Annotated in this window: 13 protein-coding genes; 8 read left to right on the top strand and 5 right to left on the bottom strand. The window is 53.3% G+C overall.

The annotated features are described in order from the left end of the window. Nucleotides 1–83: 83 nt before the first annotated feature. From K365_RS0111905 to K365_RS0111890, 4 genes are read right to left on the bottom strand one after another with little or no spacing between them, the layout of a single operon-like run. Nucleotides 84–512: a response regulator gene (locus tag K365_RS0111905; RefSeq protein WP_006965025.1), complete on the bottom strand. Its 429-nt coding sequence runs from the start codon at nt 510–512 to the stop codon at nt 84–86. Between the two features lie 51 nt (nt 513–563). Beyond that, nucleotides 564–1,268, bottom strand: coding sequence for a sensor histidine kinase (locus tag K365_RS26565; RefSeq protein ID WP_024334733.1), 705 nt, complete (start codon nt 1,266–1,268; stop codon nt 564–566). Beyond that, the gene (locus tag K365_RS0111895) at nt 1,252–2,751 is read right to left on the bottom strand and encodes a sensor histidine kinase (RefSeq protein ID WP_024334732.1); all 1,500 of its coding nucleotides are present in this window, start codon (nt 2,749–2,751) and stop codon (nt 1,252–1,254) included. Before K365_RS0111895 ends, K365_RS26565 begins: the two co-directional genes overlap by 17 nt. Beyond that, nucleotides 2,748–3,176, bottom strand: coding sequence for a response regulator (locus K365_RS0111890; RefSeq protein ID WP_024334731.1), 429 nt, complete (start codon nt 3,174–3,176; stop codon nt 2,748–2,750). Before K365_RS0111890 ends, K365_RS0111895 begins: the two co-directional genes overlap by 4 nt. Before the next feature lie 149 nt (nt 3,177–3,325). On the opposite strand from K365_RS0111890, the gene K365_RS0111885 reads away from it, so the two are divergent. The 8 genes from K365_RS0111885 to K365_RS0111850 all read left to right on the top strand — a co-directional run bounded on the left by K365_RS0111885 (nt 3,326) and on the right by K365_RS0111850 (nt 13,648). Continuing rightward, nucleotides 3,326–4,561, top strand: a complete 1,236-nt coding sequence (locus K365_RS0111885) for a hypothetical protein (protein WP_024334730.1) — start codon at nt 3,326–3,328, stop codon at nt 4,559–4,561. 131 nt (nt 4,562–4,692) lie between these two features. After that, entirely contained in the window at nt 4,693–6,651 is a 1,959-nt protein-coding gene (locus tag K365_RS0111880) for a proton-conducting transporter transmembrane domain-containing protein (protein ID WP_024334729.1), read from the top strand. An 81-nt stretch (nt 6,652–6,732) separates the two neighbouring features. Next, nucleotides 6,733–7,653: a respiratory chain complex I subunit 1 family protein gene (locus K365_RS0111875; RefSeq protein WP_024334728.1), complete on the top strand. Its 921-nt coding sequence runs from the start codon at nt 6,733–6,735 to the stop codon at nt 7,651–7,653. Continuing rightward, the gene (locus tag K365_RS0111870; RefSeq protein WP_006965032.1) at nt 7,650–8,294 is read left to right on the top strand and encodes a hypothetical protein; all 645 of its coding nucleotides are present in this window, start codon (nt 7,650–7,652) and stop codon (nt 8,292–8,294) included. Before K365_RS0111875 ends, K365_RS0111870 begins: the two co-directional genes overlap by 4 nt. Nucleotides 8,295–8,305: 11 nt before the next feature. Next, nucleotides 8,306–9,760, top strand: a complete 1,455-nt coding sequence (locus K365_RS0111865) for a proton-conducting transporter transmembrane domain-containing protein (RefSeq protein ID WP_024334727.1) — start codon at nt 8,306–8,308, stop codon at nt 9,758–9,760. Then, nucleotides 9,757–11,262, top strand: a complete 1,506-nt coding sequence (locus tag K365_RS0111860; protein ID WP_024334726.1) for a hydrogenase large subunit — start codon at nt 9,757–9,759, stop codon at nt 11,260–11,262. Before K365_RS0111865 ends, K365_RS0111860 begins: the two co-directional genes overlap by 4 nt. A 28-nt stretch (nt 11,263–11,290) precedes the next feature. Beyond that, complete coding sequence (gene nuoB / locus K365_RS0111855; protein ID WP_024334725.1) at nt 11,291–12,034, top strand: NADH-quinone oxidoreductase subunit NuoB; 744 nt, start codon at nt 11,291–11,293, stop codon at nt 12,032–12,034. Nucleotides 12,035–12,235: 201 nt separating this feature from the next. Further along, nucleotides 12,236–13,648, top strand: coding sequence for a transferase (locus tag K365_RS0111850; RefSeq protein WP_024334724.1), 1,413 nt, complete (start codon nt 12,236–12,238; stop codon nt 13,646–13,648). Between the two features lie 85 nt (nt 13,649–13,733). Here the strand turns inward: K365_RS0111850 and K365_RS0111845 are convergent, their stop codons facing one another. Next, nucleotides 13,734–15,695: a peptidase U32 family protein gene (locus K365_RS0111845; protein ID WP_024334723.1), complete on the bottom strand. Its 1,962-nt coding sequence runs from the start codon at nt 15,693–15,695 to the stop codon at nt 13,734–13,736. Nucleotides 15,696–15,739: the final 44 nt, after the last annotated feature.

The following is a 15,739-nucleotide window of genomic DNA, read 5'->3' as shown; positions in this document are numbered from 1 at the left end:
TCGCCTTAAATTCATATTTACCGATCTGTAATAATGCAGATAATCGGTTTTTGTCAAGAAAATGTCAGGGAACTTAAGTGAACTCATCCACCAAACCGCTTGAGGATGTCCTTGATTTTGTCTTCCGTCTGTTTTTCCACCACCAGCATTTTTTCGGCTTTGGCCTGTTTGATTTTTGCGGCCAGTTTCTCCAGATCCGCCGGTTTTTCCAGCAGATCCGTGGCACCGATTTTCATGGCTTCCACGGTTTTTTCCACGGTGGCATATCCGGTGAGCAAAATGATCTGCAGCTCCGGTTTTTTCGTCTTGATGTTTTTCAACGCCTGAATCCCGTCCATACCCGGCATTTTAAAATCCATGACAATGGCATCAAAACTTTCCTTTTCCAGCATGGCCATGGCCTGGTCTGCCGAGTCTGCGGTTTTGACGGTCATTCCCCGTTCTTGCATCCGTTCGGACATGATATCTAAAAACTCTTTTTCATCATCCACCAGTAACACTTTTTCAGACATGATTTTCTCCTTTATTCCAAAATCTGATTGCCGATTTTATCCCGGCAAAACTCATCCATGTTCAGGCCGGGCCGTGCACAGACAGAATCCGGCCCCGGCATCCATCATTTTGACTTTCATTTTTACATGGGCCAGTAAGGCCCGGTCTTTGGGGCTGTCAAACAGGGCGTCCCTTTTAATCATAAAACCGGGATCCCGGGTAAAACAGATTTCAGGCCGTGTTAACTCACTGCCGAACCGAACCGTCATCTGTTTTTGAATGTCAGATGCAGGATCGGCGTGATTGCAGCATAAAATATCCAGTGCCCTGAATATCAGATGAAGCACAACAAACCGCCGGGCATGGATGCGGCAGGGAACGGGCGGGGGAATCACGGTGAGGGTGCCTCCGTGCCGGCGGATGATCCGTTCCGAAAGGCTTGCCACAAGCATCACCGTTTCCTCCATGTCCACAAATTCCTCTGCATGATCCATGCTGTGGGAAAACCGGTTGAACCGCTTCATCATAGTATCGGCCCGGGTCACATTTTTTCGGATCTTTTCACTGATGGTTGATGCTTTCAATGGATCAATGGGCGTTGCTTTTTTTTGGGCTTTTACGGCCAGATCCCCTAAAAGCCCGGCATTTTCATTGATAATGGCCAGCACATTTTTCATGTCATGGGTCATGGCCGCGGCAAGGGCACCGAAAAATTTGACATCCGCCATATCAGCAAGGCGATCGGTTTCCGGACACGGATCATTGTTTGGTGACATGGGCGGCTCCCTGGATGTTGTTTTCATTCGCAGTTTTGACAGGTATTTCGTTTTTGGGCAGCTGGAGTGACCCATCGGATGCGGTCTGCCGGACCGCTTTCACGGGCAGGGTTAAAACAAATCGGGTGCCTTTGCCCACCGTGCTTTTCACGGTGATGTCTCCGCCCATTTCCCGGATCAGGCCATAGGTGATGGCCAGACCGAGGCCCGCACCCCAGCGGTCGCTTCGGGAGGTGTAAAACGGTTCGAAAATTTTGGGCAGTTCTTCCGGAGAAATGCCTTTGCCCGTATCAGCCACGCTGATGGTCACATAACCGGTTTTTTGTATGGACACGTCAATGGTCAGAACGCCTTTGGATTCCATGGCGATAATGGCGTTTTCCGCCAGGTTCAGAAAAATCTGGAGCAGACTGCTGCGGTCACATTCAAATCCGGGCACGGCCGGAATGGGGGGCACCCGGATGGCAATGCCCCGGTGACGGGCATCCGTTTCCACCAGGGCCAGTACCTGGGAGATCACTTCTTCGATATCCACGGGTTCGGTGCTGGGTTCCATATGCCGGGCAAAATCCAGCAGTTGACGGGTAATGGTGCCGCAGCGTTTCACTGCATCCAGCACATCTTTCGCAAGAGGTAAGACGCGCGGGTCCGGTCGGGTTTGTTTTTTTAAGGTCAATAGATCGACGATCAGTCCGGTTTTCTGGTTGATGATGTCTAAGGGATTATTGATCTCATGGGCCACGCCCGAGGCCAGCCGGCCGATGGAAGCCAGGCGGTTGGCATGTTCTTCGTGGTGAAGGGCTTCGATTCGTCGGCGTTCCGTGACGTGAATCCGGTTCACCAGATACGTGGCCATCCCCATGATGGACAACACGATTAAAACAATGCTCACACATAAAAACCAGAGCAGCTTGAGCCGGGGTTTGAGCCACAGATCTTTGAGCCAGTCCGCCGGTCGCAGCTGGACCAGGGTCAGGGGTGTGCCCGTGATTTTGACATATCCGGCCAGCACGGCCGTCCCGTCCGGGGTTTGCAAATCCAGGATCCCATCCGTTTGGGTTAAAAGGCGGGGATCCAGCGCGTTCAGCCCGGGATCCCGGCCATAGTGAAACGACGGGGTCACCAGGTCGCCGGCGGCATCAATGAGAAACAAATCGTTGTGCCGTCTTGTGTTCAACTGGTGAAAGGCCTTTTGCCACAGGGTTTCGGCACAGGCCGTGGACGGATTTTCCGCTAAAGAGGCGCCCATGATACGGGCAAGGGTCTGAAGGCTGGAAAGCATGCGGGTGTTGGATTCCGTTTCAATGGTGCGCCGGGTCAGGTTGAAATCCACCAGGGTCATGATGATCAAAGGAGAAAGTGCCAGAATTGAGGTGAGCAGAACAATCAGTTTCCATTTGCGTTTGAGATTCAACCCGCTGTGATTGCCGGGATCATCCGGCAGATTCCAGAATGCGGGTTTGAGTCGCTGCAAAGGCGTCATGGCTGGTAAAACCCTTTGTCAACAGGCCGGCCAAACCCCATGGAATCCCGTGGGTCCGTCAAGGTTTTTTCATGACTCTGCCGGATGGCGGTATTTAACTGGTCGATATCAACGGGTTTCTGGAAATACGCATATGCCCCTAAATCCATGCAGGTTTTCCGGTCTTTTTCCGACCCATGTCCGGTCAGGACAATCACCTGAATAAACGGATGGGTCTGTTTCACCTGCTGCAACACCTGAATACCGTCCATACCCGGCATTTTTAAGTCAATGATCAGGACCTGGGGGGGGTGGGACTGCACCTGTGCCAGCGCGGTTTTCCCGTCAAACACGGCATGAGAATCCATATCCCGCATCTGGAGACGCTCAGACAGGGTTTCAACAAATTCCTGTTCATCATCCACCAACAGAATTTTCAGTCCCATAGCCGGGTGCTTTCTTTATGAATATCCCGGGCCGGGCCGGGTATTGCATTCCATTTTAACATATGTTACCTATCTAAATTGACATCTTCTTCAAGATCCTTTAGGTGAAAATTAATTAAAGAACTTAGGTCCAAAAGTCAAGGCGAAACATGGAAAACAAGGTGCCGGAAAAGGCAAAGCTGCTGGAAAAACTCAAAGCCAATGGGTTTAATGTGCCTGAGTTTGTGTATGTATCGGCCAAAAAATTTGAAACCAAGGATTTCAAGGCCCTGGAAGCGTTTCTGGATGTTCACCGGGAAAGCTTTAAGGTGATCGCCAGAAGCGCGCATCCCCAGGAGTCCGAGTATAAGGGCGGCACATTCGATTCGCTGGAAACCTATGCGGATATCGGGGGAATCATCTATGCCCGCAACCGGATCATCAATCTGGCAGAGACGGCCAAGCACCTGTCCATCAGACGACAGCAGATTTTCAACAATGCCCCGCCCATCGATCTCCAGGAAATGGGCGTGATTGTGATGCCGTTTGTCAACGGGTCATCCGTTATGGCCAAAATGATTCACAACCACTGGGAATTCGGGTATTGCAGAAACAGAAATCAGAAAGTGCAGACCGAACCCCATATCACCCGGGTGCCCCATGACCGGAGCCTGTATCAACTCTCCCGGGCCATTCAGAAGCGACTGGGGTTCAAATGCGAGATCGAATATATTATTTCCACGGAAGGGGACATTCATGTGGTCCAGGCCAAGGATATTTCTCGCATCGAGACCCTGGAAGAAAAGCTCAGTGAGCGGTCCGTCCGCCTGGATGGGGTCCGGCGTATTCGAAAACAGCGCAACTACCGGGAACGGTCCGTATATGTGATGGACAACAAGGCATTTTATATCGATGTCATCAGCCTGTGTGAAGACCTGGTCCAGTCTGAAGCAGCCCCTGAAACCCGGGTAAAAAATATTGTCGACCGCGTGGCGGAATATGAAGCCGACCTGGAATCGTTTGCCCTCAGACACCAGCGGTTTGCCGTGCTGGGATTTTCCATTCAAGACTCCGGCGATCTGTATCAGATTGCCAACCATTATCTGGATGATTTTCCGGACCAGCAGAAAGCCCTTTCCAAGGCACTGCACAACAACTTGTACAAGATCGATATTTTTCTGGCCGAAGCCGACACCCTGATTGCCAGGGACAAGTTCCGGGTGAATCTTTGCAGTCATGATGCCTATGGCATTGACACGGTACGAAATCCGTTGTGGTGCACCTTCTGGCATGCGGACCGCCACGATGCCGTGGTCAGGGATTTCAAGCGGCTCGGTTTCAAGACCGGTGATACCGTGGGTATTGACATCGGCGCAGATGACCGGCCCGTGGTGTACCGCCATTGATTTGTTTCAAATTGAAACAAATTTTGTCAATGACTTGACAATCCCCCATTTTTCCCATATTGAAATCCGGAACTTGATTAAAATCGTCTCCTGACTTCAAAAATACTCAAAAAATGAGGGAATGAAAATTGATGAGTCATTTTTTTGCAGCCATCAGTCTGATCCTGGCCGGAGGGCTTGTGTCCCTGGTATCCGCCCGCCATCACCTGTTTTCAAGAGCCGGGGCCACCCTGCTCATCAGTGCCGGATGTGTGTGGGGTCTGGCGGCTGCTGTGACCACGCTCATGGGATCGGTCACCCATTCGGTATCGTTTCAGTATCTGAACCTGTTTTTTCTGGCATTTGAAATGGATACCCTGTCCGCTTTTTTTCTGGCCGTGATTTTTCTGGTGTGCCTGATGGCGGCGGTGTACAGTTTTCATTACACACAAGATGCTGCCGCTCCCGTGAAAACAGCCGTGACCGCGTTTTTCTTTTCCATTCTGGTGGTATCTATGGCCCTGGTGGTGACGGCGGCCAACATCATCACATTCATGCTGTCCTGGGAAATCATGTCATTGTCTTCATTTTTTCTGGTGATCCACGATTACCGGAAAAAAGAAAACCGGTACGCCGGATATCTGTATTTCGTGTTTTCCCATGTGGGGGCCATGTTCATTTTTGCGGGGTTCGGGATTTTTTATAAATACACGGGCAGTTTCGGGTTCACGGATGTGCATACCCTGACCGAGGGCGCCAAAATACTGGCATTTGTGCTGTTTTTCATCGGGTTCGGCTCCAAAGCCGGGGTGTTTCCCTTTCATGTGTGGCTGCCCCATGCCCATCCGGCCGCACCCAGTCACATTTCCGCCGTCATGTCCGGGGTGATGATCAAGACCGGGATCTACGGGATTCTGCGCATCTATTCTTTGCTGGAACTGCCGGCACCGGCGTTCGGATACCTGGTGGTGACCGCCGGGGTGGTGTCCGGGATTCTCGGGGTGGTGTATGCCCTGGGCCAGACGGATATCAAACGGCTTCTGGCTTACAGCAGTGTGGAAAATATCGGGATCATTCTTATCGGCATGGGGCTGGGCATGGTCGGGGTGGCATCCCGCAATCCCGTCATGGCCGTGCTGGGATTTTCAGGGGCTTTGTTTCACGTGCTCAACCATGCCCTGTTCAAGTCTTTGCTGTTCATGGGGGCCGGCATGGTGGTGCATCAGACCGGCACCCGGTCCATGGATGCCCTGGGCGGACTGCTCAAGTCCATGAAAATCACCGGGTTTGCTTTTATCATCGGGTCTCTGGCCATCTGCGGTTTGCCGCCTTTCAACGGGTTTGCCGGAGAGTTCGTGGTGTATCTGGGCGGGTTCCAGGGCATTGCCCTGGATAAGATTCCGTTTGCCGTGAGTGTGGCCGCCATCATCGGCCTGGCTGTGATCGGGGGACTGGCCCTGGCCTGTTTTACCCGGGTTCTGGGCATCGTGTTCCAGGGGGAACCCCGGACCGAAGCGGCCCGGAACCGGACCGAGTCCGGCACCACCATGCTGTGGGCCATGGGGGGTCTGGGAACGGCCTGTGTCATCATCGGGGTGTTTCCCGGATGGTTTTTCAATCTGTCTTTGTCTGCCGTGTCCGCGCTGAACCTGGGGTATGCCAGAATTCCTGTCGCACCGTTTGCCCAGATCACGGGTCACATCACTTTGGGGGCGTTTGTCATTGTTTTACTGGTGCTGGGAATGGCCGGTCTGCGGTCCTGGTTTTACCGGGCCAAACCCATATCCCGGTCCGGGACCTGGGGGTGCGGGTTTACCCGGCCCACTCCTAAAATGCAGTACACGGGCGCGTCCTATGCTTTTGAAATGGTGCGGTTTTTCCGTCCGGCCGCCCCCATTGAAGAACAACATCCGCCCGTTGCCGGCCGGTTTCCGGCATCCACCCGATATGAAAGCCGGGTGCATGACATTGCGGAACGCTGCATGGCGCCGGGAGTGATCCGGCCGGTGCAGTTTCTGTTTGACCGGCTCAGATGGATCCAGCACGGGGACATCCACCTGTACATCGGATATATTTTACTGGCCATTGTGCTCCTGCTGTTTTTCATATAACACCCCTAGCCTCAGAGACCCCAATAAATAATGACACTTAAAACTTTCATATAACCTTCATCAACCACGCAGGGAGTGTATATGTTTGAATCCATTGTGCTCTGGCTGGCTGCTGTTTTTACGGCACCGTTTTTTTCGGCCGTGATCCTCAAGGTCAAAGCGTTTTTCGGCGGAAAAAAAGGGCCGCCGCTGCTGATCAACTATTACACATTGATCAAGCTGTTTAAAAAAGGATCGGTTTACAGCGTCAGCACCACGCCGGTGTTTAAAATGGGACCCGTGGTCTCCTGTGCCGCAGCCCTGGCCGCTTTGCTGTTTCTGCCCCTGGCCGGTCACATGCCCGTGATCTCCTTTAACGGGGATGTAATTTTCGTGCTGTACCTTCTGGGACTGGGCCGGTTTTTCACCATTGCCGCGGCCATGGACACGGCCTCGCCCTTTGAGGGCATGGGTGCGGCCAGGGAAGCGTTTTTTCCCATCATCTGTGAAGCGGCCATGTTCATGATCCTGATTTTCTTTTACCGCCTGACCGGGGAACTGTCGTTTGCCGCCTATTTTTCCGGCACCGGCACCCTGGGTCTGTGGCAGATCGCCGGACCGTCGCTTTTGTTCATCGTGATCGCGTTTTTCATCATTCTGGTGACGGAAACCTCCCGGGTGCCTGTGGATGATCCGGCCACGCATCTGGAATTGACCATGATCCACGAAGTCATGGTTCTGGATCACAGCGGGCCGGATTTTGCCCTTATCGAGCTGGGATCGTTCTGCAAACTGTTTTTTTACGCCGCCATTCTGTCCGGGCTGATCCTGCCCTTTGAGACCGGCATCCCCGGCGCGGGCATCCTGGTTTTCATTGCCGGGCTGGTCATTGTTTATCTGGTGGTGGGAATTATCGAGTCCACCATTGCCCGGTACCGCATGGACAAGGTGCCCCAGTTCGTGCTGACCTCGTTTGCCCTGGCGTTTTTTGCAACCATCATTACCCTGGAGCTGATTCAATGACCCTTTATACCGTTGACACTTTGCTGACCCTGGTGCTGTTGTCCGTGCTGTTCGCATTCGGTTCCAGCCGGGTGCCGGCCCTGATCAAGGTGATGGCGTTTCAGGGCATCGTGGTGTCCATCATTCCTTTTTTCATCACCCCGCATATGGCAACCGGAGCCGTTATTTTCACCATTGCCACCCTGGTGATCCGGGGGGTGCTCATTCCGTTGAGCATTCACCTGGCCATCCGGAAAGTGGCCATCCAGCGGGATGTGGCTCCCATTGTGGGGTATCATGCTTCGTTGTTTTTCGGCCTGGGCCTGATCGTGGCCGCCGCCGTCATTTCCAGGTATCTGAACATCCCCTCCATCAGTGACTCCCGGCTGCTGTTTCCGGCTGCCATCTCTTTGCTGGTCACGGGCATGTTTCTGCTGATGGCAAGAAGAAACGCCATTGCCATGGTGATCGGGTATATCATGCTGGAAAACGGGATCTACCTGATGGGCACCACCTTTTCGGTGCGGGCACGGCATATCGTGGAATTCGGCATCCTGCTGGATGTGCTGGCCGGGGTCATGATCATGGCCGTGATCCTCCAGAACATCAAGCAGACCTTTGATGATGTGGATACCTCGCTTCTGAGAACCCTGAAAGAATAGGAACGGCCCTTATGGTTGAATTGGTTTTTATCACCCCGTTTGTCACCGGCCTGCTGGCCTTTGTTTTGCCGTCAGCCGTCAGCCGTCAGCTGCTGGTGCTGACGGGTGCGGTCCACCTGGTACTGTCTTTGCTGTTGTGGAAAAACACCCCCCAGGCCTGGTTTGCTGAATATTTTGCCGTGACCCCGGAAGGGCTGCTGTCTCTTCTGGTGATCTCGCTGCTGTTTTTTCTGATCAGTATCTACACCACGGGGTATCTGGCGGCCCACGGCCTGAAATCCGAAAACATCTTTACCGGGTTCATGCTGCTGTTTTTGTCCACCATGACCATGGTGACGCTGTCGGATCACATCATGGTGCTGTGGATTGCCATTGAAGCCACCACCCTGGCCAGTGCCCCTCTGATCTATACCCACCGGTCCGGGGCTTCCCTGGAAGCCACCTGGAAATATGTGCTCATCTGTTCGGTGGGCATTGCCATGGCCCTGGTAGGGTCCTTGTTTCTCACATTCTCCATGGAACTGGGGGGCGTGACCGCGGCCATGTCCTTTTCCGCCCTGACCCCCGTGGCCGCACAGCTGGATCCGGCATGGCTCAAGGCCGGGTTTATCTTTATCGTGGTGGGATACGGCACCAAAATGGGGCTGGCCCCCATGCACACCTGGCTGCCCGACGCCCACAGTGAAGCCCCCAGCCCGGCGTCGGCCCTGCTGTCCGGGGTGCTGTTGAACTGTGCTTACTTAGGCATTTTCAAGACCAACAAGATCATGGTATCTGCCGGGTTGAGTGATTTTTCCGGCACCATCCTGATCGTGTTCGGGCTGCTGTCCATTGTGGCGGCGGCCACCTATATTCTCAAACAGACCGAATACAAGCGCATGCTGGCCTATTCCAGTATCGAAAACATGGGCATCATCGCCCTGGGCACGGGCATCGGGGGACTGGGTGTGTATGGGGCCGTGATCTGCATGATTCACCACAGCCTGATCAAATCCTCGCTGTTTCTGTCCTCCGGCAATATCCTGATGGGATACAAGGACCGGCTCATTGCCAACACCGGACAGATGGCAAAACAGATGCCCAAAACATTTGTGGCGTTTTTCGCCGGGTTTGCCGGCATCTCCGGGTTCCCGCCATTCGGGATTTTCATCGGAGAGCTGTTCATCATCATGGCGGCGTTTAAAACGGGCCATTATCTGGCCGCAGGCATCTTTATCTTCAGCCTGTGCGTGATCTTTGCCGGATTTGCCAGACAGGTCATGGCCATCTGCTTTGACACCCCGGCAGAAACCGGCACCCAACCGGCAGCAGATCACAAAAATTTTTTGTTCAAGGAACCCCCGGGCATGGTATGGCCCCAGTATGTGCTGCTGCTGACATCCCTGATTCTGTGCTTTTTTATTCCGGATGCCCTGTATCAGACCATTGTCGATGCCGTGCATGCCATTGGTGGAGGACTGCAATGAAAGCGTTTATACCCATTCCCAACGGCGGGCCCATTTCCCGGGCCGATATTCCTCATCTGCCCTTTGACACGTTCCGGACGCAGGCCCTGGATATCGTGAAAAACGGCGGCAAGGTGGTGCAGTTTTTCGCCTACGAGGACGGCGGCACCCTGAAGTTTCTCATGGTGCTGCGGACCCATGAACTGGTGGCGGCCGGATGTGATGCCCCTGAGACGTATCCGTCTTTGACGTCAGAATGTGAACCGTTTCACCTGTTTGAACGGGAGATGGCCGAGCAGTATGGCATCCGTCCCCAGGGCCATCCCTGGCTCAAGATGGTGCGGTATCACAAAAACTTCCGCAACAAACCCGATGTGTTCAACAATGATTATACCCAGGATATTCCGGGCAACTATGACTACTATCAGGTGGCCGGAGACGATATCCATGAAGTGGCCGTGGGGCCCGTGCATGCCGGCGTGATCGAGCCCGGTCATTTCCGGTTCAACTGCATCGGGGAGCGGGTCCTGCATCTGGAGATCCAGCTGGGATACCAGCACCGGGGCGTGGAAACCCTGTTGCAGCAGGTGACACCCAAACGCCTGCCCATTCTGGCGGAAAACATGGCCGGAGACACCACCATCGGCCATGGACTGTGCATGGCCCAGGCCGTGGAAGCCCTGGCATCGGTGAATGTGGATGACGGGGCAAAGATCATCCGCACCATTGCCCTGGAACTGGAGCGTCTGGCCAACCATATCGGGGATTTGGGCGCCTTGTGCATGGATGTGGCGTTTCTGCCGCCGGCCAATTATTTCGGCCGGATCCGGGGGGATTTTCTGAACCTGTCCCTGCTTTTGTGCGGCAACCGGTTCGGCAAGGGCCTGGTGCGGCCCGGCGGGGTGCGGTTCGACCTGAACGATGAGGTCCGCAAAACCCTGAACGACCGGATTGAGGAACTCAAACCCCAGGTGGAACATGTGCTGGAACTGATTTTCAGTGCATCCACGGTGCGGGCCCGGTTTGAAGGATGCGGGCGGGTAAGTACTGAAGATGCCGGACACTTAGGGCTGGTGGGACCGGCCGGCCGGGCCAGCGGGCTTTCCTATGATGTGCGGCGCTGGTTTCCCACGGAATGGTACGGGTATCTGAAGGTACCGGAAAACCCTAAACCGTCCGGAAACGTGTATGCCCGGGCCCTGGTGCGCAGAGACGAGGTGCTTCAGTCCCTGGAGATGATCCAGTCATTGATCGACCGGCCTGTGACCACCCGGGTGGTGTCCGGTCAGATGCCGGCCCTGCCGCCGGACAGCCTGAGCGTCACCTTGAACGAAGCCTGGCGGGGCGAAGTGTCCCATGCGCTTCTCACGGATGACACCGGCCATATTCTGCGGTACAAGGTCAAGGACCCGTCCTTTCACAACTGGAACGGCCTAGCCATGGCGCTGCAGGACACCGGTATTTCGGATTTTCCCTTGAACAATAAAAGCTTCAACCTGTCCTACTGCGGGTTTGATCTGTGATGTTTACTAATAAAGAAAGTTTGTCACCATGCTCAGTGTACTGAAAAACCGGTTTGAACAAGGGTATCGCACCTGTAACTACCCCAAAGAAAAACCCGCCGTGTTTCCCCGGTACCGGGGACGGCCCGATATCAATAAGGATGCGGATCCTTCCGTGATTCAGGCCTGTGCCGATGCCTGTCCCCAGGATGCCATCGATGTTGACAAAAAAAGGATCGATATGGGACGGTGCGTGTTCTGCGGCACGTGTGAACGAGTGTCTGAAAAAAAGTTCGTCACCTTTACCCGTGATTTTGAAATTGCCACTTCCAGCCGGGCCGATCTGCTCACGGACGGAACCCTGCCGGATCTGGCCCGGCATTCCAAACAGCATTTCAAAAAACTGTTCGGCCGGTCTTTGCAGCTGCGCCAGGTGTCAGCAGGGGGCTGCAATGCGTGTGAGGCGGATCTGAACGTGCTGGCCACCCCGTTTTTCGATTTGGCCCGGTTCGGCATCAATTTTGTGGCCTCACCGCGCCATGCCGATGCCATTGTGGTCACCGGCCCGGTGTCCAGGAACATGAAAACCGCACTGCTTCAGACCTATGAAGCCGTTCCTGAACCCCGGGTGGTGATTGCCGTGGGCAGCTGCGCTATCATGGGGGGGCCGTTTTACGGCAGCCCGGAAGTGGCCCCGGGGCTGGAAAGCATTCTGCCCGTGGATCTGTTTATTCCCGGGTGCCCGCCCCATCCGCTGTCCAATCTTCACGGCTTGTTGAGATTTTTTAAATAGTCGATGATGTTGCCCTGGTACACGACATTTTTGTCACAGGATACTGCACATCATTGTATAAAAGCGAGTGAAGGAAAGGCAGTCGATATTTCTTGTCATGAAATCATTTCTTATGGTATGGTTATCAAATTTTATATGCTTTTTTAAAACCGAATTTTGTAAAAAGCATTTTTTATGACAACCCATAAGAAAGGCACGACAATGAATCAGTTACAGCAATTGGCCGACCGAATCATCAGCCGTGTGAACGTGAACCTGGATGAGTTTGGGTTTGATACCGAACCCTTTGTGACCCATGCACTGGATCATGAAAAAATGCTCAGATTTTATGCGTTTTACGGTATTACCTCCCATCATCCCATCTATTTTCACTTTAAAAACTCCAATATCGCGGGCAGTTATTTTTTAGGCAAATGTTATGTAGGCCGTTCCGCCATTTACAAAAGTGATATCCGGGGAGACGAGCTCAAACGCAAAGGAGACAAAATCCGATCCACCAAAGATATTCCTTTAGTGGAAGATGAAATGATCACCATCCGGGACAGCCTGTTGTACAAAACCCTGGTGCACAGCAACTCCCACAACCCTGAGAGTCCGGAAGAATTCGGCATTAGAAACACCATTTCAAGCCATTACGCAAATATTCACGGTTCCACCCTGGAAGGGTGTTTTTTAGGACCGTTTGCCACCGTGGATCTGATGAATCTGCATTCCTGTATTGTAGGAGATTTTTCCTATATCCAGGTGGGAGAACTGTTTCACCGGAAGATTGAACCCGGAACCATCTGGATCCGTAATCAGCATTTTGAATTCAAATTCAAATATGACACAACCGCATTGGATTATTTTGTGGGGGTCAATGATGCGTTTCAGCCCCGGGGGATCATGTATGACTTTGTGAAAAACAGGGAAGCCGACTATGAGCGGCTGTTTGAAGTCATGAACCTGGAGCCTGTCGAAGCGCCGTTCACGTCGGCCGTGAACCGGTATGCCGTTATTCAGGGGGACACCCATATCGGCGAAAATGTGCTGGTGGCCCAGCGGGCGTTTCTGGAAAATGCCGAGATGGGGGAAGGGTCCAATGCCCAGGAAAATACCTATATCATCAATTCACATCTGGCGGGCATGTGTATCACGGCCCATGGCGGCAAAATCATTCATGCGGATGTGGGGCAGGGGTGTTTCGTGGGATTCAACGCGTTTCTCAATGGCAAGGAAACGGCCCGCATTCAATTGGGGGAAGGCTGTATTGTGATGCCCCACACCATCATGGATCCGGAAGAACCCATTCATATTGCCGGTGATCATCTGATATGGGGTTTGATTCGGACCCAGGCGGATGTAAAAACCCATGCCATTTCCCTGGATGATCTGGCAGAGGTGAGAGACAGTCTGACCATCGGTAAAATGACATTTAACGGTAAGGGATCGGTTTTTATCGAGACGTTTAAAAACCGGCTGCAAAATATTCTGCTGCTGAACGGGGCCCTTTACAACAACGGTGAGAAAAGGGGCCATGCCCAGGATGACCAGAATATCTCTTTTAACATTATCCAGCCCTATCGCACCGGAGAGCTGGAGGGTCTGTATCCATCCATCCGGATCAAGCCCTGAATCCTGTTGACAGCCTGAATCCAGTCTGAATCTGAAAAATTTTGATTCCCCGACCCCGGGTGGGGCGGTCGGGGAATCAAAACCGTTACAAAAGCGTGAGATCCCAGTTCCACAACCCGGGCCGGTTCTTGAGAGACACATTTTTGGGCACGGGTTCTTCCAGGGTGATAAAACAGGTATACCCGGCCTGGGCCAGCGTTTTTCTGTGTGCGGTCAGATCCAGGGGCCAGTTGGGAAATATATAATTTAAATTATTGGACCGGGTGACCCAGGCCCCTTCTTTTTTGGGGCTCATGAAAAAATCTCCGGGCGACAACCCCGGCGAAAGGGTCCGGGAAACGGCCAAAGGCCAGTTTCCCTCAATGACCACCCCCAAGGGGAGCACGGATGATTCCGGCAGGGATAAAAACGTATTTTTGTCCAGTTCCGGAGATACGATGGCGCCGCTGAATCCGAGTGTTTTCAACTCCTGAATGGCCAGGCTGTTGGCGATATTGCAGAAAGGGCCGGCCCACAGATCCAACGGGGCCGGATTGTCAAACAGACTGATCTGCCAGACGGCATTGAGCACAAAATGGCGGGCCCCTTTTTTTAATGCTGTGGTGATATACTGGCGGCACAAGATCTCTTCTTCCGGAAAAATGGACGGATCCAGCCACAGCCAGGTGGTTTTGTCAAAACGGGTGCTGTAACGGCTGCCGGAAATCCAGATGCCGGATGCACCTGATTTCTGGGCCTGGGCCTGCGATTTTCTGGAGACCCGGATATCGGTGATGTGTTGACGGGTCCGGCGCCGGGTGTTTAAAGGATTTTTGTCTGAAACGTCTGTGTGGGGGGCCGGACGTACGGGAATTTTTTCCATATCCGCCAGTTCAGCGTCCAGGACACTGATTTCCCGGGTCAGTTCATTGGTCCGGCGATCAATGAGATGAACCGGCGCGTCTTTTCTCACTTTATGCCGCAACTGCCGGGGCAAAGTAAATTTTCCTTTTTGGGGCACGCTCCTTGTCACTTTCTGGATGGTGTGAAAGGCATCCTCTTCATTGCCGATGCGCAGCAGGTCTTCTGGGAACAAGGCATCTTTCGTGATGAAAAAAGGGGCGGCCGGATTTTTGATCCGGCCTAAAAACAGGCCGGACTGGGTGACATCCTGATGATCCAGCGGGTTTTGAATCCGATGGGACAAAAGGTTGTAATGAGTGAACGGCCGGCCCAAGGCATAGTCAAGATAGGTCAGGGCTTCTTTTTTCCGGGACGGATCATCTCTGAGCAGCTGAAACGCCTTGATTGTGTAATATACATAATGCGGGCTTTTTTTTCTGCCTTCAATTTTCCAGGTGTGAACCCGGGGAATTTCCTTGAGTACTTTGGCCAGCACATCCGCAGAAAAATCCATACACGAGAAATACCGGTGTTTTTCTGATTTCATCTGATACATACGCCGGCAGGGTTGAACACAACGTCCTCTGAGGGCGCTTTTGCCGCCGAACCAGGAACTCCAGTAACACCGCCCGGAGATACCATAGCACAAAGCCCCGTGAACAAACACTTCCAGACCCATGTCTTCAGGGGTTTGGGCCGCCATGGCCCGGATATCGTCCAAAGAAAATTCTCTGGGCAGGACCACCTGGGAGAAACCGGCATTGCGGGCCGATTTCAGGCCGGCAGGAGAGGAAAGATTGCCCAGGGTGGAAAGATGCAGGTCCTGGGTGATGCCTGCCTGTCTGGCCAAAGAGATGACGGCCGGATCCTGAACGATCAATGCATCAAAGATCACATGCTGCTGCAGTTTGGACAGCAGGCGAAGGGCTTTTGGGGTTTCCGATTCCTTGATCAGGGTATTGAATGCAATATGTACATCAATCTGTCTGGACCGGGCCAGACGGGACAGTCGGGACAGTTCTTCAATACTGAAATTGGCAGCTTCCATCCGGGCGGAAAACAGCTTGAGTCCGCAGTAAATGGCATCAGCTCCTGCAGCCACGGCGGCCAAAAAAGTGGTCTTGTCTCCGGCCGGGGCCAGGATGGCGGGCGTATGGGAACGCATGGGATCCTTTGATTTTTGAAATTAATAAGACACACAGTATTGCA

Origin of the sequence: Desulfotignum balticum DSM 7044 (assembly GCF_000421285.1) — a bacterium.
Taxonomy (GTDB): domain Bacteria; phylum Desulfobacterota; class Desulfobacteria; order Desulfobacterales; family Desulfobacteraceae; genus Desulfotignum; species Desulfotignum balticum.
Note: the sequence above shows the minus strand (reverse complement) of the source record. Positions and strands in the feature narration are given on the sequence as shown.